At 60.0% G+C, this 22,130-nt stretch carries 19 protein-coding genes and 2 pseudogenes; 9 read left to right on the top strand and 12 right to left on the bottom strand.

The features are described from left to right. Nucleotides 1–123 precede the first annotated feature (123 nt). Entirely contained in the window at nt 124–387 is a 264-nt protein-coding gene (locus QA644_RS24305) for a DNA cytosine methyltransferase (protein ID WP_283074010.1), read from the bottom strand. Nucleotides 388–1,234: 847 nt separating this feature from the next. Here QA644_RS24305 and QA644_RS24300 point away from each other — a divergent pair. After that, entirely contained in the window at nt 1,235–1,444 is a 210-nt protein-coding gene (locus QA644_RS24300; RefSeq protein ID WP_283073624.1) for a hypothetical protein, read from the top strand. 216 nt (nt 1,445–1,660) lie between these two features. After that, nucleotides 1,661–2,152, top strand: a complete 492-nt coding sequence (locus QA644_RS24295; RefSeq protein ID WP_283073623.1) for a hypothetical protein — start codon at nt 1,661–1,663, stop codon at nt 2,150–2,152. An 85-nt stretch (nt 2,153–2,237) separates the two neighbouring features. Here the strand turns inward: QA644_RS24295 and QA644_RS24290 are convergent. Further along, a pseudogene (locus QA644_RS24290) lies at nt 2,238–3,023 on the bottom strand (ATP-binding protein); the annotation flags it as partial. A 180-nt stretch (nt 3,024–3,203) separates the two neighbouring features. Next, nucleotides 3,204–3,569: pseudogene (locus tag QA644_RS24285) on the bottom strand (CHASE3 domain-containing protein); the annotation flags it as partial. 1,180 nt (nt 3,570–4,749) lie between these two features. Here QA644_RS24285 and QA644_RS24280 point away from each other — a divergent pair. After that, complete coding sequence (locus QA644_RS24280; protein WP_283073622.1) at nt 4,750–5,550, top strand: hypothetical protein; 801 nt, start codon at nt 4,750–4,752, stop codon at nt 5,548–5,550. A gap of 256 nt (nt 5,551–5,806) precedes the next feature. Here the strand turns inward: QA644_RS24280 and QA644_RS24275 are convergent, their stop codons facing one another. From QA644_RS24275 to QA644_RS24245, 7 genes are all read right to left on the bottom strand, one after another. Then, complete coding sequence (locus tag QA644_RS24275) at nt 5,807–6,901, bottom strand: Gfo/Idh/MocA family oxidoreductase (RefSeq protein WP_283073621.1); 1,095 nt, start codon at nt 6,899–6,901, stop codon at nt 5,807–5,809. 145 nt (nt 6,902–7,046) lie between these two features. Continuing rightward, complete coding sequence (locus QA644_RS24270) at nt 7,047–8,162, bottom strand: Gfo/Idh/MocA family oxidoreductase (RefSeq protein ID WP_194731411.1); 1,116 nt, start codon at nt 8,160–8,162, stop codon at nt 7,047–7,049. A 10-nt stretch (nt 8,163–8,172) separates the two neighbouring features. Continuing rightward, complete coding sequence (locus QA644_RS24265) at nt 8,173–8,958, bottom strand: ThuA domain-containing protein (protein ID WP_194731412.1); 786 nt, start codon at nt 8,956–8,958, stop codon at nt 8,173–8,175. Between the two features lie 65 nt (nt 8,959–9,023). Beyond that, nucleotides 9,024–10,049, bottom strand: a complete 1,026-nt coding sequence (locus QA644_RS24260; RefSeq protein ID WP_074071560.1) for an ATP-binding cassette domain-containing protein — start codon at nt 10,047–10,049, stop codon at nt 9,024–9,026. Nucleotides 10,050–10,061: 12 nt separating this feature from the next. Then, a complete protein-coding gene (locus QA644_RS24255) occupies nt 10,062–10,892 on the bottom strand; it encodes a carbohydrate ABC transporter permease (RefSeq protein WP_239601068.1) in 831 nt (276 codons plus the stop codon). Then, a complete protein-coding gene (locus tag QA644_RS24250) occupies nt 10,892–11,878 on the bottom strand; it encodes a sugar ABC transporter permease (protein ID WP_283073620.1) in 987 nt (328 codons plus the stop codon). Before QA644_RS24250 ends, QA644_RS24255 begins: the two co-directional genes overlap by 1 nt. A gap of 68 nt (nt 11,879–11,946) precedes the next feature. Then, complete coding sequence (locus QA644_RS24245; protein WP_194731415.1) at nt 11,947–13,212, bottom strand: ABC transporter substrate-binding protein; 1,266 nt, start codon at nt 13,210–13,212, stop codon at nt 11,947–11,949. A 303-nt stretch (nt 13,213–13,515) separates the two neighbouring features. On the opposite strand from QA644_RS24245, the gene QA644_RS24240 reads away from it, so the two are divergent. Next, nucleotides 13,516–14,532 carry a substrate-binding domain-containing protein gene (locus QA644_RS24240; protein ID WP_074071557.1) on the top strand — a complete coding sequence of 339 codons (1,017 nt, stop codon included), beginning with the start codon at nt 13,516–13,518 and terminating at the stop codon, nt 14,530–14,532. Between the two features lie 188 nt (nt 14,533–14,720). Next, the gene (locus tag QA644_RS24235; RefSeq protein ID WP_283073619.1) at nt 14,721–15,320 is read left to right on the top strand and encodes a HupE/UreJ family protein; all 600 of its coding nucleotides are present in this window, start codon (nt 14,721–14,723) and stop codon (nt 15,318–15,320) included. Between the two features lie 66 nt (nt 15,321–15,386). Here the strand turns inward: QA644_RS24235 and hppD are convergent, their stop codons facing one another. Continuing rightward, on the bottom strand, nt 15,387–16,499 hold the full coding sequence (gene hppD, locus QA644_RS24230; RefSeq protein WP_194731417.1) for a 4-hydroxyphenylpyruvate dioxygenase: 1,113 nt from the start codon (nt 16,497–16,499) through the stop codon (nt 15,387–15,389). Between the two features lie 128 nt (nt 16,500–16,627). Between hppD and QA644_RS24225 the strand changes: the two genes are divergently transcribed. The 4 genes from QA644_RS24225 to QA644_RS24210 all read left to right on the top strand — a co-directional run bounded on the left by QA644_RS24225 (nt 16,628) and on the right by QA644_RS24210 (nt 19,505). Continuing rightward, nucleotides 16,628–17,107 carry an Lrp/AsnC family transcriptional regulator gene (locus QA644_RS24225; protein ID WP_283074009.1) on the top strand — a complete coding sequence of 160 codons (480 nt, stop codon included), beginning with the start codon at nt 16,628–16,630 and terminating at the stop codon, nt 17,105–17,107. 328 nt (nt 17,108–17,435) lie between these two features. Next, nucleotides 17,436–18,422, top strand: coding sequence for an NADH-quinone oxidoreductase subunit NuoH (gene nuoH / locus QA644_RS24220; protein ID WP_074071553.1), 987 nt, complete (start codon nt 17,436–17,438; stop codon nt 18,420–18,422). A gap of 31 nt (nt 18,423–18,453) precedes the next feature. Next, complete coding sequence (locus tag QA644_RS24215; protein ID WP_239601072.1) at nt 18,454–19,020, top strand: NADH-quinone oxidoreductase subunit I; 567 nt, start codon at nt 18,454–18,456, stop codon at nt 19,018–19,020. A 44-nt stretch (nt 19,021–19,064) separates the two neighbouring features. Continuing rightward, entirely contained in the window at nt 19,065–19,505 is a 441-nt protein-coding gene (locus tag QA644_RS24210) for a CBS domain-containing protein (protein WP_194731419.1), read from the top strand. On the opposite strand, the gene nuoG is transcribed toward QA644_RS24210, so the two are convergent. Further along, entirely contained in the window at nt 19,499–22,129 is a 2,631-nt protein-coding gene (gene nuoG / locus QA644_RS24205) for an NADH-quinone oxidoreductase subunit NuoG (RefSeq protein WP_283073618.1), read from the bottom strand. The genes QA644_RS24210 and nuoG overlap by 7 nt on opposite strands. Nucleotide 22,130: the final 1 nt, after the last annotated feature.

The following is a 22,130-nucleotide window of genomic DNA, read 5'->3' as shown; positions in this document are numbered from 1 at the left end:
GACTGCGAGCAAGGCAATTCGCAGATTCAAACAGCTCTTCGAAGATTTCGATCGGGGCGGCTCGATCGGCATCCTGAAGATCGATCAGATGATTAAGTTGAACAAATCACGGAAGCGTGGTTCTTACGCGAGATCGAAAGCGTCTCTAGTTAATACTTCACAATCCGCAGGCTGGAGCGAAGGCGCCTCGACCCCAAGGCGCGCGCGTTCTCTAGGCCAGAGAAGCGATTCCCACTCGAATTCCACATTCTGCAGCGCAGCGAACAGGGCCAATCCGGCAGCCTGGGCCAGGCGAGGTGGGACCGCATTGCCGATCTGATATGCAACCGCCGTCCTGCCGCCCACAAACTCCCAATTGTCCGGGAAGTCCTGTAACCGAGCCCACATCCGCGCGGTCAACCCTGGCCGAAAGCCCTTTACGGATCCCTCTTCATCGGTCGGCGCCGTCAGCGGCAGACTGCAGATGTTCACGTCCTTCGATTCCCAGACGCGGTTTTCGTTCTCGCGCCGCTTTCCTCAACTCGTCACGATGGTCGAAGCGACTAGGCGAGTAGCGCGGGTCGGGAAACTCGCCTCGAGAACGTCTGCTCTTGGGAAGTGGCTCCACCGGCCTTTCTGGCCGGAGCGGAGGCGCAAAGCGGTCATGCATGCGGCAATCGCCAGTCGGCGACTTCGGACCCGAAAGCGGAAATTATTCCCGCTAGCCCCTCCTGTTGACTGATGCCCAAAGCCAGGGCACATATCTGGCATCCACGGTCGCTCGCGGCTTGAAAAATAGGTGAATTCAGGAACTCAAGATAACCCGTTGAAAATACAGTGAGAATCCAGGCTCCCCAGGCAGGCACAATTTGGGCTTGTAGCGCTCGATTTTCTGGATCACCGACGTCTTCCGGATTCCCCCGATTTTGCAGTTACTTCCACTTCTTTCTGGCAGGTGGCCCCATTTGTTGTCAGGCGGGAATTGCAATCTACGATCGCACAAGAATTAGCTGGGGACCCGGTTCCCTAAAACACGATCTTCCGCTTCGCGACCCCGAGCGGACCTTCGCTGATTGACTCGCCCGCCGACACCGGGTGATCCGGCATCCAGTAGCAGGTACCACCAAATGCGCGGCAAGTCACTGTCGGGCGAAATCAAAAACTGACCCCCGCATCGCCTCAAGCAAAATGTTACCGATAGTGTCGATGCTCCGACTGGGATGGCCATGGCGCGCTGTCCCGGTTCGGAGGGTGGATGGCGAGGCGGATCAGTATGGCGACACGATCGGAGCTGGTGGCCGCAATCGTCGAACGGTATCGTTTGGGAAGCCGCAGCGACAAGCGCCGCATCTTGGATGAGTTCGTGGCAGTGACCGGCTATCATCGCAAGCATGCGATCCGGGTTCCGGCGACTCGTCAGAAGAGGCCATCTGGCGTTGATACCTGTATTGTTACCTGCATTTGAGCGGCATGGCCGGCACGAGCTCGATGACGCGCTGCGCTCCAAGCTGATGACAGTAAGTCCGGCAACGATGGATCGGCTTTTGACGGAGGTCCGTATGGTCGCGCGCGGCGGTCAGCGCCGTCGGGCCGGTATGAGTTCGGCGGTCCGCCGATCGGTTCCGGTCCGCACCTTTGGGGATTGGAATGATGCGCCGCCCGGCTTCGTCGAGGTCGATTTGTGGCGCATTCCGGCACGTCTTCGTCCGGCAGCTTTGTGCAGACAATGGTGCTGACTGATATCGCCACGGGCTGGACCGAATGTGTTCCGGTCCGCACGCGTGACAGCGGCAATGTGATCGTGGCGATCAAACAGGCCCGCTCGCTGTTTCCCTTTCCGCTGCTAGGTGTCGACTTCGACAACGACAGCGCATTCATGAACGCGTTTGTCGTCTCGTGGTGCCGCAGCGAGGAATTGGAAGTGACGCGCTCCCGCGCTTATCGAAAGAACGATCAAGCGCATGTGGAGCAAAAGAACGGTGCTATCGTGCGTCGGCTGGTCGGATACGGCCGGTTCGTCGGCGCGGAGGGTGAAGGCCTGGCGCATGGAAATGGCTGGGCTGATCATCCTAAATTAGATGGTGGTTGGATCGAAAGCTTGCCCTCTGCGGCCGCGGCGGCAGGGGATACGGGCACTTCGGCGTCGGCAGTGCTCGGTAACATTCCTCGGTGAGGCAATGGGAGGGGTCAATTCCTCGATTCGCTTGACAACTGCTCCAGAGGGATCCGGATGCGCTGCGCTCCCCTGACCCGCAACACTATATTACGGGCGCTTGGCCGGCTTGCTCGGCAGGTAGGGTGTCGGCCGTTTCTGGAGGCAGGGTGAACTGGAACACTGCCCCCCGCGGTTCGTTCGCAGATGCCCAGAACCGTCCGCCGTGCGCTTCGATGATCGAGCGGCAGATCGACAGCCCCATGCCCAGGCCACCGGGCTTGGTCGTGTAAAACGCCTCGAACAAGCGCTCCACTCTTTGCGGGTCGAGCCCCGGGCCGGAATCGCGTACGCTGACGCGCACGGCGCCCGAAGCATCCGCCTCGGTGCTGATCAGCAAGTCCCGTGCCCCGTCACCCAGGCTGGCCATTGCTTCGATGGCGTTGACGATCAGGTTCAAGATCACCTGTTGCAGTTGCACCCGATCGCCTTGGATGAGCGGCAGGCCCTCCGCCAGCCGCGTCTGTATCGAGACGCCGTGCTTGACCGCTTCGCCCTGGAGGAGCGCAAGGACTTCGCGGATCGCCTCGTTGATCGCCAAGGCATCCTTCTGCGGCGGCGCCTTGCCGATGAGGCCGCGGATCCGGCCGATGACGTCGCCGGCGCGGTTGGCGTCCTTGGCGATGCGAGCGAGCGCCTGCCGCACCTCCTCCAGCTCCGGCGGCTGGGCGCCGAGCCAGCGCAGCGCGGCTTGGGCATTGGTGAACGTCGCGGCGATCGGTTGTTTGACTTCATGGGCGATCGAGGCGGTGAGCTGGCCCATCGTAGCGACGCGGTTCGCGTGCGCCAGCTCCATCTGCATTTCGTGGAACCGCTGCCCGCTCTCCCGGGCCACGACCTCCGCCGCCCGGCGCGCCTCCGCGGCAGCAGCCATGGCCCAGAAGGCCAGCCCGACGAGCCCGAGGCCACCCACGCCGGCGAGCATTGCGGCGCGCAGTTCCTCCGCCCGGGCCGCGTCCGCCTCGGCGGCTATCGCACCGCTCAACGCGCCGGCCGTGGCACGGATTTCGTCCATGATGGCCCTGCCGCGGCCCGTTTCCACCACCGCCAGCGCCCCTGCCGCGTCGCCTGAGCGGCGAAGGGCGATGGTCTCCGCCATATTCGCCAGCGTCGCGTCGGCGAGCGTCTGGAGGTGCACCAGGCTGGCCGACTGCCCCTCGGGCAGTTCCACGTCGGTGGTGGCCAACTCGTCCGGCAGACGGGCAAGCGCGGCCCGGTAGGGCTGGAGGTAGTCTTCGTTGCCGGTCAGGAGGTAACCACGTTGGCCCGTCTCGGCATCCTTGAGGGTGGAGAGCAGCACCTCCAGCCGCAGGGCCGCTCCCACGGCGTCCTGGGCCGCGGTGCCGGCTCGCAGGGTGGCCTGGGCGCCATAGGCCATCAGCAGAACGGCGGCGCCGAGCAGCCCGGCCGCGACCCAGCCGGCGCGGCCAAGCTTAGCCACGCTGGACACCCAGCCCACCTCGGGGCGAAGGGCGAGCGCCCCGACCGCCAGCAGGCCGAGGGCGATCCCCGTGTGCAAGGGCGGGACATGCTTCATGAGTAGGGCGTTGAGCGGCTCCAGGCCCAGGGCATAGCCGAGCAGTGTAACCCCGGCCGTCATCAGCCCTGCCGTGGCCAGCATGGAGAAGGCGAGGCGCCCCACTCGCCCCCGCGCACGCAGCGCGAGCAGCATCGCCGCGGCTATCGTCAGGTGGCCCAGCGCCGTGAGCGGCGTCATGCGTCCGGGTGGGGTGAAACGGCGTGTCTGCGACGCGACAACGGACTCCGGGAACAGCAGACGGTCGGTGCCGAGATCGAGGCCCGTGACATATTGGATGAGCGGCGCGCCCGCAATCGCGACCAGCGCAAGTGTCAATACGGCCAAGGCCACCTGGGTCCCGCGCTCGGGAGAGGCGGCGAGCCAGAGTGTGAGGGCGCCGAGGACCAAGCCCACCGCGGTCCAGGGCTGCATGGCGCGGCCGATCCCGGCCGTCGTCAGCACGCTGAGGTCGAGCGCCCAGCCGAGCAGGACGGCAAGGCCGATCGCCCCGGCCGCCGCGGCCGCGGCGCGGGCGAGCTGCGCGGCCAGGGCGGGAGGAACGGGCACAAACTGGGCCGCGGGAGCTGCCTTGTCCATTCCCCCTCCTTCCCGGCTTTCTCCACTGCCGGTCGTAGACGCCGTCGTTCCGAACAAGACGGGATACGAGTGGCAGTGTAATCCTGCCTCGGATCGGGCACAATCCAGTTGCTATGTTACGTTCCGTATTGATCGCGCCAGTGGAATGCTGGCAGAAAACGATCAGGTGGCCGCATCGGAAGTCCCGTCTGCATCCTCGTCAAGCAAGCCGTTTAAGAGCCGTGCCCGCAAGGAGAGTAACGAGTGTCTCTTCCTGGCACCATACGTCCGCTTTGAGCATCGGAATTGTCACCCGGAACGGCCGAAACGAAGGCACAACGCCGCTCGATTGCGGACTTCAGAATTGAGAGGTCGCTCGACACGGGCGGCCCCGCATGGACGGGGCCGCCCGCTCTCATATCTCCGTACAGCACGCGAAATGTTGGGCGGAAGCGCACCGCTAGTGCGGACTGTTCTGCTGCACTTCGCCGGGGAAACAGACGCGACGGCGACGGTTTTTTCCTTCTCTGTCTTCGAACAGGCTAGGCAGTATCTGGCCGACGTCGTTTTGCCTATTGAGGCAAAACCATTTCTTGGAATCACTAGGGCTGCTTTTGTGCAGCTTGTTGATCGCGGTCTTGTCGTCAAGGACGATCTCTTCGCGAAGCTATTCCCAGAAAGTTTGGCCCGATACTCCAAGATGAAACTTCAAAGCGTGATCGACACGGCGCGAAGCGTGCCAGCAGTTGCTTCTCGTGACGGCCTGGTCGCGTTGGCGAAGGCACCGCTGAAAACTCACACCTCATACGCCGATGTCGTTGCACTGCTTTTGGAACGGAAATTGTCCCGTGTGTACTACGACCTGAAGTTGCCTGGGCTGGCGTCTATTTTCGTCGACCCGGTCGAAGCGGCAAGCCACTTCCAGGTTGGCGAAGAATGGATGTTTGCAGAAGAAGCTGCAGCGCTTATCGGAGTCGAAGCTCAGACGGTCTACCTGATGACAAGGGAGGGCGTACTGACCGCGCACAAACTTCGGCGCCCCGGATATCATTCCAGCACAATTTTCTTGGACAGGAATGAGGTCAACAAATTCCATGCCACGTATGCGTCGTCGACCGGTCTCTCCGAGGGAACAACAATGACGACCGGGAGCGTGGCGCAAATTTTGAAGAGCCGAAATATTCCGAAAGTCAGGGCGGGGCCTGTGGTGTTCTACGAAAGAAAAGACGCCAGGAAAGCGCTTGCCGAATTGATTGCTGCATAGAGTCTCGAACGCTCCCTTTCATCAATCCCAGCCTCCCCGGGCGAACCGCAGAGGAGGCTTTTTTGTGGCCTCTACGATGCCGGTTCATTCAACGAATTCAGCCGGTAAGATCGCTTAGCCCGCCATCCCCTTATTTTTAGTGTCAATTTCATCTGACGTTTGTGTCAAGAATCGTGTCGCGATGGGTGCCTAAGTCATTGATTTTCGATCTGGTGAGTGTCGAACCCAGTGACGCGTGACACGTGACCGCAACTGTCTAACGACGACGCTCCCCGGCAGCCACCGTGTCATATTGTCCGCTTTGAGCGGCGATGATCAGGGTGGGCAGGCTGGCGGCGGAGTTGCGCGCGTGGTCGATGACCTCTTGGAGACTGGCGGCATGCCGGAAGGATGGCTCCTGTCCGACGCCGGTCCTCACGGCCTCGGCGAACCGCTCGAAGTTCGTCGCAACGGGTTCAACCTGCACCCGCCGCCAGATCGCCTTGTCGGCATCCGCGCCGGCGCAGATTCTAAGCGTCGCGCCGTTCGGCGTGTCGGTGACTTCGATTGCCCCCCTGTCGCCGTGGACCCGCAGCCGTAGTTCGTTCAGGTGTCCGGTCGCCCAGCGGCTGGCATGGATGACGCCCAGAGCGCCGTTCTGCAGCTCGGCCATCATCACGAAGCTGTCGTTGGCGTCGAGCTCGTATTCGCCAATCCTGTTACCCGGCGCCTTTTCGAAGGTCTTCAGTTGCGCAGCCGCGGTCTTGATATCGCTTCCCGCCCCGTAAACCACGAAATCGAGGATATGAATGCCAATGTCCCCGAGAACGCCGTTCGACCCATGCTTGCTCGACAGGCGCCAGAGCCATTGCGGCTGCGTCGTCCAGTCGCCCCAGGCCTTCGACACGAGCCAGCTCTGAAGGTAGGAAGCCTCGAAGTGCCGGATCTGACCGATATCGCCGTTCAGCACCATTTGCCGAGCCTTCTGCAGCGGAGCGACATTGCGATAGGTGAGGTTCACCATCGTCATCTGCTTCGACCTCTCGGCGGCGTCGGCCATTTCTGCAGCCTGGGCGAAATTCTCAGCCAGCGGCTTTTCGCAGAAGACATGTTTGCCGGCTGCAAGCAGGGCCAAGGTCGTGGCATAGTGCACGCGGTCCGGCGTGACATTGGTCGCTGCGTCGAATTCGCCCCAGGCAAGCGCATCCTCCAGTGAATTGAAGGTGAGCGGAATATTGTGCCGGGCGGTAAAGGCGCGCAGGCGCACATCATCACTATCGACCGCCGCGACGATCTCCACGCCTGCGATCTCCGAAAAACTCGTGGCATGGGTGTTCGCCCACCAGCCAGTGCCAAGTATGATCAGCTTCATTGTTGCCTCCTTGTGCTTGCACCCGACCAGACGGGCACGTTGGCATTTGCGCCCGGCCCTCGGTCATGCTTCATCAAGGCGGGACTTCAACATCCGGCCATACGGCCCTTTGGACAGGCCGCATGGGGCTTCGTGCGGCAAGCGCTTAAACCGCGATCGGCAGCACCTCCACGTTGCCGGCGCCTTCCGGTCCGGGCGTCATGCCGACCTCCTCCGACAGCAGATTGAGCTCACGGCGCTCCTTTTCCGAGACGATCGCGAGATCGATGACCTTCTGCAGGTTAGCGGCATGACGGAAATTCGGATCAAGCTGCTTGCCGGTCGCGACCGCTTCGACAAAACGCTGATAGTTGGTCGGCACCGGCGCAACATCGATATCGGCCCAGGTCGCCGTCTCGATGTTCTCATCAAAGCAGCCGCGCAGCTGCGAGCCGTTCGGCCGGTGAATGACCTCGAGGCTGCCCCGTTCACCGTAGATGCGAAGCTTCAGCTCATTGAGATGACCCGTCGCCCAGCGGGTCGCGTGAATGACGCCGAGCGCACCATTGGCGAAGTCGACAGACATCGTGAAGCTGTCGTTGGCATCGAGCAGATACTCGCCGATCTGGCCACCTGGCGCCTTGTTGAAGGTCTTGAGCCGCGCAAAGACGTGGTCGATATCGGTTGCCGCGCCATAGGCGGCGAAGTCGAGGATATGGATGCCGACATCGCCAAGCACACCGTTCGAGCCGTGACCGGTCGAAAGCCGCCAGAGCCAGCGCGATTCCGTGCGCCAATCCCCCCAGGCCCGCGACACCAGCCAGCTCTGCAGATAGGATGCTTCAACATGCTTGATCGTACCGAGTTCACCGGCGAGCACCATCTCGCGAGCCCGCTGCAGCGGCGCGACGTTGCGATAGGTGAGGTTGACCATATTGATCACTCCGGCCGTCTCCGCGGCAGTCGTCATCTCCAGAGCGTCAGCGTAGTTTTCGGCCAGCGGCTTTTCGCAGAAGACGTGCTTGCCGGCGGCAATCAGCGCCATCGTCGTCGGATGATGGATTCGGTCTGGGGTTACATTGGTGGCGGCATCGAAATCTCCCCAGGCGATTGCTTCCTCAAGCGCGAGGAAACGTTTCTCAATGCCGAAATGATCGGAAAATTCGGCAAGGCGTGACGGATCAGTGTCGACAGCGCCGACGACCTCGACGCCTTCGATCAATTTGAAATGACTGACCTGGCTCTTCGCCATCGAGCCTGTACCAAGAACAAGAAGTCTCATCCTTGCCCCCTCAGCGATAACCGGCTTCGCCGGCCTGGTGCAATTTCGGGCCGCGCTCCACAATCGGTTCGTGCGCCTTCTCCACCGGAACGTTCGGGGCATCGGTGATGGTCTTGAGGTCGCCCTGCGGATTATGAGCCCATTTGACAGCGTTGATCAGCACCTTGCGGATATTGGGGTCGTGATAGGTCGGATAGGTCTCGTGACCGGGGCGGAAATAGAAGATGTTGCCCGCCCCACGCCGCCAGGTCATCCCGGACCGGAACACCTCACCGCCCTGGAACCAGGAGATGAACACTGTTTCCAGCGGCTCGGGAACCGAAAACTGTTCGCCGTACATCTCCTCGTTTTCAAGGACGAAGTTCTCCTCAAGGCCGGCAGCGATCGGATGGCGCGGATTGATGGTCCACAGCCGCTCGCGTTCGCCTGCCTCGCGCCATTTCAGCGCGCAGGGTGTTCCCATCAGCCGCTTGAAGATCTTCGAAAAATGCCCGGAATGAAGCACCAGCAGGCCCATGCCTTCCCAGACCCGCTTGGCGACGCGTTCGACCACTTCGTCGGAGACTGCGCCATGATCCTTGTGGCCCCACCAGGTGAGGACATCGGTTTCGGCAAGCCGCGCTTCCGACAGGCCGTGCTCCGGCTCCTGCAGCGTCGCGGTCGTCGCCCTGATTGCCGGGTCGCTGTTCAGCGCAGCGGCAATCGTGGTGTGCATGCCTTCGGGATAAATTTCCCTGACGACGGCATTGGTGTTCTCATGGATGTTTTCACCCCAGACAATGGTGCGAATAGGCACGGTCGTTACTCCTTGCGATGTGAAGAGGACCGAGCCTGGGAGGTGGATCGATCCTTGGTGGATAGTCAGGCAGCGCGCATGGATGCCTTCGCAAGCGCGCGGCCAGATTGGTCAAAACGGTGTATGTGGCCGGCTACTGGCGCAACGCCGAGCTTCTGGCCCGGCTCATGGCCGGAAACGCCGGTCTCACGCACGATCAGCGGCTCATCTGCACCGATGTCCAGATAGACAAAGCTGTCGGAACCGAGGATCTCCGAATGAATGACGGTTCCGTTCCAGACTGCCGCTTGCGGCGTGATCCGGATATGCTCTGCACGCACGCCGATCGTATGGGTATTATAGGGCTGCGCCAGGCCGCCGGACAGGAAATTCATCTTCGGCGAGCCAATGAAGCCGGCAACGAAGATTGAATTCGGGCTCTCGTAAAGCTCAAGCGGCGTGCCGATCTGCTCGACAACGCCGTCCCTCAGCACGCAGATACGGTCGGCAAGCGTCATGGCCTCAACCTGATCGTGCGTCACATAGATCATCGTCGTGTTGTGCATGCTGCGGTGCAGCTTGGCGATCTCCAGCCTTGTCGCCACGCGCAGGGCGGCATCGAGGTTCGACAGCGGCTCATCGAAGAGGAAGACCTTGGGATCGCGAACGATCGCCCGGCCGATCGCGACGCGCTGACGCTGCCCGCCCGATAGCTGACGCGGCAGACGGTCCAGATAGGGCGATAGCTGCAGCATGCCGGCGGCTTGCTCCACCCTATGCCGGCATTCATCCTTCGTCCGTCCCGCAAGCTTCATGCCGAAGGCCATATTGTCGAAAACCGTCATATGGGGATAAAGCGCATAGGATTGGAACACCATGGCGATCCCTCGCTTCGACGGCGCACGCTGGTTTACTACCTCGTCATCGAAGGAGAGCGTGCCGGACGTAATGTCCTCAAGGCCCGAGATGAGGCGCAGCAGCGTTGATTTGCCACATCCGGAGGGACCGACGAAGACCATGAACTCGCCGCGGCGGATGTCCATCGTAACACCCTTGATGACCTCGAAGGCGCCGAAGCTCTTGCGGATATTGTCTAGGCGTATCTGTGCCAATGGTCTACTCCCTCAACCCTTAACGCCGCCGGCGGTCAGTCCCGAGATGATCCGGCGCTGGAATATCAAGACGAGAACAACAACCGGCACGGTGACGATGACCGACGCCGCCATGATGTTGCCCCAAGGAATTTCAAATTGGCTGCCGCCCGAAAGCAGGGCAATGGCAACCGGCACGGTCCGCTGCGCATTCGATGATGTGAACGTTAGCGCGAAGAGGAATTCGTTCCAAGCGGTGATGAAGGCAAGCAGGCCGGTTGTCACAAGCGCCGGCCACATGAGCGGCATGAAGACCTGGGTGATGATGACCCATGGCGAAGCACCGTCGACGATCGCGGCCTCCTCGATCTCGATCGGCAGGTCGCGCATGAAGGTCGTCAGTACCCACACGGTGAACGGCAGTGTGAAGATCATGTACGAAAAAATTAGCGCGAAAGGCGTGTTGAAGATGCCGATCCACCGAATGAGCTCGAAAAGGCCTGCAAGTACGGCGATCTGCGGGAACATCGACACTGAAAGGATCGTCAGCATCAGCAGCGCCCGGCCGCGAAAATTCACTCGCGCCAAGGCGAAAGATGCGGTGATCGAAAGCAGCAGCGACGCGGCAACCACGATCAAGGCAACCATTATGGAATTTCCAAGGCTTCGGACAAAGCCGCCCTGGTTCATCACCGATGTGTAATTTCCGAATGAAATCGACCTCGGCCAGTAATTGACTTCGAAAAGCGCCGTGCCGGTTTTGAGACTCGTGAGGATCGCGTAGTAGAAAGGAAAAACGGCAAGAAGGACGATCACCGCGACGAGCAGGTAAAAGAGCGTATTCTTCGTGATCTGCAAGAGCATCAACGGTCCTCCCCACCGAGTTTGACGCGCCCGAACCAGATGTAGAGTACGGTGACGGACGCGATGATGAGGAAGAGAACTGTCGAAGCGGTTGCGCCATAGGCGAACTTGTCAAAGTCGAACAGGTTCTCACGCGCCATGACCGACATGGTCTTGGTCTGGGCATTGTTGGGCGTCAGCACATAAATCAGATCAAAGATGCGCATCGCATCCAGCATCCGGAAGATCACGGCGACCATAACGGCCGGCCGGATCAGCGGCAGCGTCAGCCGCCAGAAGACCTTGACGGGATTGACCCCGTCGATCCTGGCAGCCTCGTAGATATCCGCCGGTACCATCTGCAGTCCGGCAAGGATCAGAAGCGCCATGAAGGGCGTCGTCTTCCAGACGTCGACTATCAGAACCGCAATCATTGCCGTTTCCGGATTGGCAGTCCAGGCGATCTTTTCGCTGATGAGGCCGACACCAAGGAGGATATCGTTCAAAATGCCGAACTGGTCGTTGAGCATCCAGGCCCACATTTTTGCCGAAACGATCGTCGGAATTGCCCAGGGAATAAGAATTGCAGCGCGCACAATGCCGCGCCCGGCAAACTGTGCGTTCAGGACCAGCGCAACGATAAGGCCAAGCGTCGTCTCGGTCATGACCGAGACCACCGTGAATTTGGCGGTGTTCCAGACGGCGCTCCACCAGACGGGATCGGCAAGCAGCCCACGATAGATGGTTCGCCCGCTCTTCAGCGTGACCCAAGACAGATAATTGCCGAAACCGATGAACTGAGCATTGCCAAGATCGGTCAGCGACGCATTCGTGAAGCTGAAATAAATCGTTCTAAACAGCGGCCACCCGGCCACCACAGCCAATATTAAAAGCGTCGGTGCCAGAAACAGCCAGGCCGATCTGACACGCTCGGAGCGCAATTCGCTCGCCGACCTCAAAGCGGAGGCTGGCGGTTTGAGCGCTTGTGAAACTGCGATTTCGCTCATGGAAAGGCTATCCGTGCTCGAGACATCTGAAGCGGGACCGGCGGCCTGCCGGCCGCCGGTCCCGCTCATCACCAGTTATCGCCCTTAAGGGTCGTCAGGTCGGCCTCGAGAAGCTCAAGGTTCTCAGCCGCGGTCCCGTTGCCGGACAGCGTGTTGTGTACTGCCGTCCAAAACTTCGACGACACTTCGTTGTACTTCACCTTGGCTGTCGCCGAAGGACGCGGTACGGCATCCTGGAAGATCGGCTTCCACTCCGGCATGAAAGGCTGCGCGGCAGCGACATCCTTGTCGTCGTAAAGCGCCACCAGGGTTGGCAGATTGGAAAGTTCGATGGCACGTGCCTTTTGAACGTCTTTCGACGCCAGGAACTTGACGAGCTCAATGGCCGCCTGCTGCTCGTCAGAATATTTCGAAACTGCGAGATTCCAGCCGCCGAGCGCTGAAGACGGCTTGTCGCCGAGCGCGGCGACGGGAAGCGTCGTTACGTCGAACTCGCCCTTCACCGCGCTATCGGCGCCATTGCCGAGCGAGTAGGCATAGGGCCAGTTACGCATGAAGACGGCATTTCCGGTCTGCCAGACGCCGCGCGACTCCTCTTCCTGATAAGCGAGCACGCCAGGCGGGGAGATCGTGCCGACCCAGCCCTTCGCACGGTCGATTGCGGCTGCTGCCTTTTCATTGTTGATCGAGATCGTGCCGTCCGGCTCCACGATCTGCCCGCCGCCGGAGGATTTCACCCATTCCAGCGCATTGCAGGTGAGGCCTTCATAGGAATTCCCCTGGAAGACGAAGCCCCACATGTCCTTTTGACCGGCCGCGCGTTCCTTTTCCTGGATCTCCTTGGCGGTCTCGGCAAGCTCGTCCCAGGTCTTCGGCGGCTGCTTACCGTATTTCTCAAGCAGGTCCTTGCGATAATAAAGCGCCGGCGCATCGGTATACATCGGCAGCGCCACGAGACGGTCGTTGACCGTCTGCGATGCGATGATCGAAGGAAAGAACTGCTCGACGACGTCCTTGGCAGCTTCCTTCAGGTCCACGAACTGATCGGCAAGCTGCGGTGCCCAGATGACGTCGGTCTGATAGACATCGACGTCCTTGTTGCCGGCGGCAAGCCACAGACGGTACTGCGAGAACTGTTCAGAACTCGACGACGGCATGCTCACGATGTTTACCTTGTGGCCCGTCTTCTCTTCGAAGACGGCAAACTGCTTGCGGAAAAACTCGAGGTTATTGCCCGTCGAACTCGCCGCGAAGGAAAGCTCGGCTGCAGCCGCAAGATTCAAGGTACAGATCATGCTCACCGCCGAAACGGCGGCCATCAAACGATATTTCATGTCATCCTCCCGTTGCCAGACGAAAAATTGAAATCGATTTGGCTAGACGGAACATTACAAAAGTTTTTTCAACCGTCAAGAGCGCCACCTCAGAGATCCACAATGTCGCTAAATTTCTATTTTTATGTTTTGTATCAACTGTTTAAACTCTTAAATTAGATGATCAGAGCAACTGATCGTTCCTCATTATTGCCTTCAAACATTTGAAACCGATTTCAAATACCCGCAGTTAGTGATAGACGAGATTGCCGAGCGCTCAACAATCCGTCATTGATCCGCGCGGATCCAACCTAACGTGTTCGAATGAAGCTCAAGGAATTCGCAAAACAAGTCGGCCTGTCGCCGACAACGGTAAGCCGAGCGCTGAGCGGCTATCCGGAGGTAAGCGAGACAACCCGCGCACGCGTCGTTGCGGAAGCCCTGAGGCTCGGCTACCGGCCGGACGTCAACGCCGTCCGGCTAAAGACCGGCCGCGTCGGCGCGATCGGGGTCATTATGGGACGCTCCGGTGAATTCCACTTTGCCGAATTCATGGCCGGCATGGCGGAGAGACTGGCCTCGGAGGATACTGATATCCTGGTGATCCCGATGGCCGATCGCGATCTTAACGAGGAGATGCAGACCTATAGACGGCTTGCCGAAAGCCGGCGCGTCGATGCAATTATCGTCCACTCTCCGAAACCGAACGACCCGCGCATCGAGCTTCTGGACAGGCTCAAAATTCCTTTCTTCGTGCATGGGCGATCGGATATCGCCGTTCCCCATGCATGGCTGGACATCGACAATGAAGGGGCAATCCGCCGGTCGACGGAGCATCTGCTCGACCTCGGCCACCGCAGGATCGCGATGATCAACGGCCGCAAAGGACTGACTTACTCCATCCACCGCGATATCGGCTTCCGCAAGGCCTTCGAGGGGCGGGCTCTTGAGCAGGACGCACAGCTGATCGCCCACGACACATTCACCGACGAGCTTGGCTTTAGACATGCCCGCTTTTTTCTGGAGAGTTCCAATCCGCCAACGGCGTTCGTGGCCGGTTCGATGATGACAGCACTCGGCGTCTATCGCGCCGTCCGATCCCTCGGCCTCGCTATCGGCGAGGACGTCTCTGTCATCGCCCATGACGACGTGTTTCCCTACCTGACGGCGGAAAATATGGCACCCTCACTTTCGGCAAGCCGATCATCGATGAGAGCAGCAGGCGCAAGGTGCGCCGACCTGACCTTGCAACTGCTGGCGGGACGCTCGGTTTCAGATATTCATGAATTATGGCCTGTCGAACTCAATTTGCGGGAATCGACGCGTCCTGTAAGGCGATGAGTGCCCGCCTATTAGGCAGATGCATGCCGCAAATGCACTACTGATAAACTATTGAAATACATCCATATTCGACATTTTTTTCGTTGACGTTTCCGGCGTCTTTCACATAGCATTGCCCCGCGATATTCACCGTGCTTACCCGATCCAGCGCCCGCAACGCATTCTATAACTCAATGGGGAATTGATTAATGAAATCAACACTCAAGAGCGGCCTTTTGGCACTGGTCGCAACAGCGCTTCCAGCCGCCGCCTATGCCCATCCCGTCGCCGGCGAAGCAGCAGGCTTCGCGCATGGCTTCACCCATCCCGTATCGGGTATCGACCATGTCCTTGCGATGATCATGGTTGGCGTCTTTGCCTATCAGCTTGGCGGTCGCGCAACTTGGCTTGTCCCGGCAACCTTCGTCCTTGTTATGGCCCTCGGCGGCGCGCTCGGTGTTGCCGGCATCGATATCCCATTTGTTGAAGCGGGTATCGCGTTATCGGTGGTCCTTCTCGGCGCGGTCGTGGCGTTCAACGTCAAGGCCCCAGCAGCCATTGCGATGGCCGTGGTCGGGCTGTTTGCGATCTTCCATGGCCATGCCCACGGCACCGAAATGCCGGAAAGTGCTGCGGGCGCTGCTTACGGGGGAGGTTTTTTGATCGCGACCGCTCTTCTGCACGCTGTCGGACTCGGGCTTGGCTATGCGATCGGCCGCATCGGCGAACGCCGAGGCTTCATCGTCACGCGCCTTGCCGGCGGCCTAGCCGCTATAGCAGGCGTCGGCATCCTCGCCGGCATGATATAATCGTTCGACAAACACCAAAAATGTAAGAGGGGCGATCCGTCAATCGCCGCTCAAACGCGGCTCTGGTTATTCGGCAGCCGTCGGGCGCAGCACGCCGCGCCGGATCTGGTCGGCCTCGATCGATTCGAACAGAGCGCGGAAGTTTCCTTCGCCAAAGCCTTCGTCGCCCTTTCGTTGAATGAACTCAAAGAAAATCGGTCCGATGACGGTTCGCGAGAAAATCTGCAGCAGGATGCGGGTCGTGCCGCCATCCAAGACGCCCTCGCCGTCGATCAAAATGCCATGCTCTTTCATCCGTTCGATCGGCTCCTCATGGCCGTGTACGCGCTCATGCGAGAGTTCGTAATAGGTATCGGGCGGCCCGGGCATGAATTTCAGGCCGTTTTCGGCGAGTTTGTCCGTCGCGTCGTAGATTGCCTCCGTACCAACGGCGATATGCTGGATGCCCTCGCCCTTGTACTTGCGCAGATATTCCTCGATCTGGCTGGTGTCGTCCTTGGACTCGTTCAGCGGGATGCGGATCTTGCCGCAAGGAGACGTAATTGCCCGGCTCATCAGCCCGGTAATGCGGCCGTCGATATTGAAAAAATGGATCTGGCGGAAACCGAAGAGCTCGCGATAGAACTCCCACCACTTGTCCATATTGCCGCGATAGACATTGTGGGTCAGATGATCGAGGTAGTAAAAGCCAACGCCTTTCGGCTTCGGGTTGCGTTCACCCAGCCATTCGAACTCTGCATCATAGGGCGTGCCCTTCTCGCCGTAAGTTTCCACAAAATAAAGCAGCGAACCGCCGATGCCCACGATGGCCGGGATATCGACGGCCTTGTCCTTGCTTTCATACGGCGTCGCCCCCTTTGAAACCGCGTGGTCGAAGGCATGTTTGGCGTCGGTGACACGCCAGGCCATGGAGGGCGCGCAAGGGCCGTGTTCGGCGACGAAGCGCATGGCATGGCTGCCGGGCTCGGCATTGAGCAGATAGTTGATATCGCCCTGGCGCCAGACGGTAACGTCCTTCGTGCGGTGCTTGGCAACGCAACTGTAGCCCATGCGGATAAAAAGCTCGCGCAGTTTTTCCGGCTCCGAATGGGCGAATTCCACAAATTCGAAACCGTCAGTGCCAGCCGGATTGTCGGCAGTGATGCCTGTCGGCGGCGCGTCGTGCGGATAGGGGCCCATCGTTCTTTCCTCCAACCAGGATCCTGGATGGCATTATGACGGGATTTTTACGCATGGTGCTTGCATTCACGCGCAGTTCTAGCGATTCAATACATGTTTCATGCAAAAAAATGGGAGAACGCGCACAAATGGAACAGCTCGACAGATACGATTTAAAAATCCTTGCCCAATTGCAAGGCGACGGCCGCCTCACCAACAACGAGCTCTCGGAATTAATCGCGCTCTCGCCATCACAATGTTCGCGCCGGAGGACACGGCTTGAGGCGGAGGGCTTTATCCACGGCTATCGCGCCGTGCTCGATCGCGGCAGGCTGGGGCTCGACCTCATGGTCGTCATCGCCGTAACCCTTGCGACCCACAACCGCGACAACGCCAAGCGTTTCGCAACACTGATTGCGGACCTGCCGGAGGTGCTGGAATGTTACGCCCTGACCGGTGAAATGGATTACCACCTCAAGGTCGTGACGCCTGACCTTGCCGGACTTTCGCGCTTCGTCAACGACGTGCTCCTGCCGCACGACAGCGTTCAGCATGTCAAGACGTCGATCGTATTAGCGACGCTCAAGGACTTTCAGGGATTGCCAGTCCACCAGCGCAGTAGGCCGTAAGCCTTATTCATAGGTTTCTTATTATATTGATCTTATTGAAATTGCAGCGACAAATTTGTTTGCGTTGGATTCTGTGATTATTTTTGTCAGACTCCGTTCCCTCGCCCAAAGCGGGACCTAAGCTCTGCCTTTCAACAACCTTGGTAGGCTCATACAAACCCGTTAAAAGCGGTTCTTGCCATATCGGGGAAGGCAGAATTGATTTCCGCTTTGCAAGTAGCGCGTCGCCGCTGTACCCTATCAAGCTGATAACTGCACAAGTGCTCAGTCTATAGCCGGGCAAAAATCCGGTCGCGCGTTTCAACCGATGAATAAGTAGCCGCGGATCATGGAACTTATCGTCGCCCTCGGCCTGATCGTCTTCAAGGTCGCGTTTCTGATCGCGATCCTGCTATTGTTGCCCTTGCCGCTGACCTGGCTGGAACGCAAGATCGCTGGGCACATCCAGCAGCGGATGGGGCCAATGCGCGTCGGGTGGCACGGGCTGCTGCAGCCGGTGGCGGACGGAATCAAGCTCTTGACCAAAGAAGACCACATCCCGGACGAGGCCGACCGCTTTCTGTTCAAACTGGCGCCAATCCTGGCGCTCGCCCCACCATTCGTGGTGTTCGTCGCGATCCCGTTCGGCGAAACCGTCTCGGTGTTGGGTGCCGAGATCACGCTCTACGTCTCCAACATGAATGTGGCGATCCTTTTCGTCTTCGCTGTGATCGGCATTGAGGTCTACGGTGTCATCTTCGGCGGATGGGCCGCGAACAGCAAATACGCTGTTCTGGGCAGCCTCAGGACTTGCGCGCAGATGATCAGCTATGAGATCCCGATGGGGTTTGCGGTCATCGGCGTGGTCATGTTGGCGCAATCCATGAGCCTGCTCGAAATCGTACGGGCGCAGGCCGATGTCTGGAATATCGTTTACCAACCGATCGGCTTCCTGGTGTTCTTCGTTGCCGGACTGGCCGAGGCACAGCGCATTCCATTCGACCTTTCGGAAGCGGAAGGTGATCTGGGGGCTGGCTTCCATACCGAATACAGCGGTATCCGCTTTGCGTTTTTCATGATCAGCGAATATGCCATCGTCTTGCTGGTGTCGGTGCTGGTGGTGATCCTGTTCTTCGGCGGCTGGAACGGCGTACTGATCCCCTTGCCACCGCTCCTTTGGTTTCTGCTCAAGGTCTCGTTCTTCGTCTATTTGTTTATCTGGTTCCGTTTCACTTTCCCCCGCTACCGCTACGACCAACTGATGGCGATCGGATGGAAAGTCTTGCTTCCTTTATCGATGGCGAACATAATCATAACCGGAATTGCTTTCATTTAGGGGCCGCAGCGGCTCCATAGCGGGGGCGATGATGTCGCGCGCGCAGGACAGTATTGGAACATGGATCGGCTGGGCGTTCTTCGGCGATCTGGCGAAAGCCTTGGCGCTGACCTTCGGCTACATGTTCGCCAGATCCGTCACCATGCAGTATCCGGACAAGGAAAAATGGTTGCCCTACCCGCGCTACCGCGGGCATCACTTCTTGACGCGCGACGAAGAGGGCGAGATCAAATGCGTGGCCTGCGAACTCTGCGCCCGGATTTGTCCCTGCGACTGCATCGAAGTCATCCCCTACGAGGACGAAAAGGGCAACCGTCACCCGGCAAAATTCGAGATCGACACGGCCCGGTGCCTATTCTGCGGGCTATGCGAGGACGCCTGTCCAGCGGACGCGATCGCGCTTGGCCAACAATACGAATTCTCGAGCTTTTCCTCGCGTGATTTGGTGATCGGGCGCGACGATCTGCTCGCCAAACCGGGCAAGGCGGCAACCGGTGGCGGCGTAATTGCCGCGCGCCTGAATACGGAGAAGGACGTGCTCGTCGAAACCAAAGAGACGCAGGGCTACAACTGGTGGCGGAATATACGGCGAACGTGAAGACGCGCCAGCTGTCAAACAATGCGCTCGGACAGGAGGCTCAGATGTTTGTCGGCGAAATCATGAAGAACAAGGGTGTCGGTGTCATCGCGGTCAATCGCGATCAGTCGATGGTGGAAGTCCTGAGACTGTTTCGCGAGAACAATATAGGCTTCGTCGTCGTCAGCCAATCAGACGGCGAATACCTTGGTACCTTGTCGGAGCGGGATTGCTGCAATGCGGTAGCCGAATACGGGGCCGCGGCGGCGATGATGCGAGCCGCGGACATCATGAACCGCAATGTAGCGACCTGTTCGACCCGGGATTTGCTGCCGGTCGCGATGGGAATCATGACCCGGCGGCGTACGCGTCATGTCCTGGTCATGGATGGGGACAACGTTGTCGGCGTAGTCAGCATCGGCGATGTGGTCAAACATAGGCTCGACGAAGCGGAGCGCACGGAACAGGATCTGCAGGATTACATCTGCGGGAACAGGTATCACTGATCAAGGCCCGATGCAGGGTCAGGCAAGCCACCGTCCATGCCTTGGTGTCGATCCTTAGGGTTCGACGTAGAACCAGTGAGACAGGCGGACGCCGTGGCCCGGTGAACTTCCACCGGACATGGATATACACCCCGACGCATCAGTCTGTTGAGGCGTAGGGCCCTGTAGTTCTCGGGGAGAAATACGAGGCCCTTAGGAAAGCGCCTGTTGACCTTGAGCTTCGCCGTCAATTCTCCCAGAGCGGATCGCACGACCACCGGATCGCTATCCGAAAAGCCAAGTTGGGCGGCATCCTGCGCGCTCATCTCGACATAGGGGTCATCAGCGACCGTATTCAGGATCTCCGAGCGTTCGGAAAGATATCCGTTGTGGAACAGGCAGTTGCCGGTAATCAGCATCAGTCCGGTGGCTGCTTTCGCGGCCGGCGGCGGCGCGAAGAACTCGCCAGCCGGTGGCAGCGGGACCGCCTTGGTGAACGCGCCGTCAGCGCCAAGTCCATCCTGCGTCAACCCCTGATAGGCCGGAACCCGCCGGGCAATCTCGTCGAAAATTCCGCCTTCTGTCGAGGGCTGCAGCGTCTGGCTGCGCAGCGCTGCGACGAAGTCGAAGATCGCCAGATTGCCTCGCGCCTCGAAGGCCGGTTCGCGGAATTTGCGGATCTTCTGGGTCCGACCCTCGTTGTTGGTGAACGTCCCGGATTCCTCGCCGTAACCTGCCGCGGGCAGAACAACCTCGGCCAGGCCCGCCGTATCCGTTAGGAAGGTATCCTGCACGATCAGGAGATCGGCGGCGCCAAGCGCTCGCGTCACGAAATCCCTGTCGGGGTAGGCGATCAGGGGGTCTGCTCCGGCGAGGTAGAGCGCGCCCATCCCGCCACCGACGCAGAGCTCCAGCATGGCGTCGAGACCCGCGCCGGGTTCAGACGGGATTTCGGCACCCCAGTTCCGTGCAAGGGTTGTACGGGTCGCATCATCGGTGACCGCCCACAACCCCGGCAAAGCCGCTGGCAAAACACCCATGTCCCAGGCGCCCAGCTGGTTGGCGCGATCAAAGAGGAACTGCATCGCCAGGCCCTTGCCGAGCAGGCGGAGAACCTGCAGCAGGTTGTTGAGTTGCTGCAGCGTCGCGCGCGCTTCGGGTGACCTCAGGAGCTCGACGCTGACAAGCACAGTGACGCTTCGGCTTTCCTTGAGCGCACTGGCCAGACGAGCCGGCCCGTCACTACCGGTATTCACCGGCGGCCTGCCGACCGTCGCTTCGATGTCTGCAAAAGTCTCGCCCGGCAAGGCGTGACCGGCCGCTTCCACGAGCCCGGCTACCACCGCCGCAAGGCTCGCCGTTTCTCCGCCCGGCGGCACGCGAACCACAACGCGGGCATCGGCCTCCAGACGGGAGGGCCGCGCCGAAAGCATGAGCAAAGCGGTCTGCCGCCGCCGCGCGCCGTCCCGCAGCAGGTATTCGGTGACCGGGTTCTCCTCGGTCACGTTGCCGCCGACGACGAGCACGCAGTCGTTGGCGATCACCTCTTCCAGTGGTGCGCGGCTGTAGAAGGCTGCCAGTAAAGGCCCGAGCGTATCGAAGGGCGCGGACCAGCGCGACGAGCAATCAATGTTGTTGGTCCGGAATACCGTCCGCATCAGCTTCTGGAACTGATAGAGCACCTCGTTGGGCAGGCGCGGCGAGGCCAGCCCCCCTGCAGCCTTGTCCTCGACGGCCGACAGCCGCCGGCGCAGATAGTCCGCCGCTTCGTCCCAGGAAACCGGAGCCAGAGTGCCATCGCGACGGATCATCGGCCGCTCGATCCGGTCCCTGCCCGAGACGAAATCGAGACCGAAGCGTCCCCGCACGCAAAGCGTTTCGCGGTTGACCCCCTCGCCCCACTTCGAGCGTACCCGCATAAACTCGCCCTTGCGTGTGCCCACCGTCAACTGGCAACCGGTGCCACAATGCGGACAGACCGTGTCGGTCTCGACCAGATCCCAGGGCCGTGCCTTGTAGCGGTAGGGGAAACTCATCAGAGCGCCGACCGGGCAGACCTCGATGCAATTGCCGCACTGATCGCAACTCGCAAGGCTACCCTCGAAGCCGGTGACGGCCGTATCCATGCCTTTTTCGACGGTGCCAAGCGCGACCGCGCCGACCACCTCCTCACACATCCGGACGCAACGCTGGCACTGGATGCAGCGGTTGACGTTCATGATGACGACCGGGCTGAGACGAATGTCCTCGGAGTGGAATACACGCTTGAGATCGTGGAACTCGCTTTTGCGGGGGCCGTATGCCATCACCATGTCCTGAAGCTCGCATTCGCCGCCCTTGTCGCAGATCGGGCAGTCAAGGGGGTGGTTGGCAAGCAGCATGTCGAGCATCGAAGATCGCGTTTCGTCGATCAGCGGCGTATTCGCCCGCACGACCATGCCATCGGTGACCGTGGTGGCGCAGGACGGCTGCAGCCGCCGCAACCCCTCAATCTCCACCAGGCACATGCGGCAGGAGGCCAGCGGCGGCAGCCGCTTCCAGTAACAGAAAGTTGGAATGTCGATGCCCAAACGCTCAGCCGCCATGAGCACCGTGGAGCCAGCCTCGACTTCAAGCGTTTGTCCGTCGATCGTAACGCTAACCATG

Origin of the sequence: Rhizobium sp. CC1099, assembly GCF_029714385.1 — a bacterium.
In the GTDB taxonomy this organism is placed as follows: Bacteria; Pseudomonadota; Alphaproteobacteria; order Rhizobiales; family Rhizobiaceae; genus Rhizobium.
Note: the sequence above shows the minus strand (reverse complement) of the source record. Positions and strands in the feature narration are given on the sequence as shown.

Excerpts from the sequence above, each read along its gene's own strand:
- QA644_RS24305 (WP_283074010.1), bottom strand. The coding sequence starts at position 387 with ATGTGGGCTCGGTTACAGGACTTCCCGGACAATTGGGAGTTTGTGGGC.
- QA644_RS24300 (WP_283073624.1), top strand. The coding sequence starts at position 1,235 with ATGGCGAGGCGGATCAGTATGGCGACACGATCGGAGCTGGTGGCCGCA.
- QA644_RS24275 (WP_283073621.1), bottom strand. The coding sequence starts at position 6,901 with ATGAAGCTGATCATACTTGGCACTGGCTGGTGGGCGAACACCCATGCC.
- QA644_RS24270 (WP_194731411.1), bottom strand. The coding sequence starts at position 8,162 with ATGAGACTTCTTGTTCTTGGTACAGGCTCGATGGCGAAGAGCCAGGTC.
- QA644_RS24255 (WP_239601068.1), bottom strand. The coding sequence starts at position 10,892 with ATGCTCTTGCAGATCACGAAGAATACGCTCTTTTACCTGCTCGTCGCG.
- QA644_RS24250 (WP_283073620.1), bottom strand. The coding sequence starts at position 11,878 with ATGAGCGAAATCGCAGTTTCACAAGCGCTCAAACCGCCAGCCTCCGCT.
- QA644_RS24245 (WP_194731415.1), bottom strand. The coding sequence starts at position 13,212 with ATGAAATATCGTTTGATGGCCGCCGTTTCGGCGGTGAGCATGATCTGT.
- QA644_RS24240 (WP_074071557.1), top strand. The coding sequence starts at position 13,516 with ATGAAGCTCAAGGAATTCGCAAAACAAGTCGGCCTGTCGCCGACAACG.
- QA644_RS24235 (WP_283073619.1), top strand. The coding sequence starts at position 14,721 with ATGAAATCAACACTCAAGAGCGGCCTTTTGGCACTGGTCGCAACAGCG.
- hppD (WP_194731417.1), bottom strand. The coding sequence starts at position 16,499 with ATGGGCCCCTATCCGCACGACGCGCCGCCGACAGGCATCACTGCCGAC.
- QA644_RS24225 (WP_283074009.1), top strand. The coding sequence starts at position 16,628 with ATGGAACAGCTCGACAGATACGATTTAAAAATCCTTGCCCAATTGCAA.
- nuoH (WP_074071553.1), top strand. The coding sequence starts at position 17,436 with ATGGAACTTATCGTCGCCCTCGGCCTGATCGTCTTCAAGGTCGCGTTT.
- QA644_RS24215 (WP_239601072.1), top strand. The coding sequence starts at position 18,454 with ATGTCGCGCGCGCAGGACAGTATTGGAACATGGATCGGCTGGGCGTTC.
- QA644_RS24210 (WP_194731419.1), top strand. The coding sequence starts at position 19,065 with ATGTTTGTCGGCGAAATCATGAAGAACAAGGGTGTCGGTGTCATCGCG.
- nuoG (WP_283073618.1), bottom strand. The coding sequence starts at position 22,129 with ATGGTTAGCGTTACGATCGACGGACAAACGCTTGAAGTCGAGGCTGGC.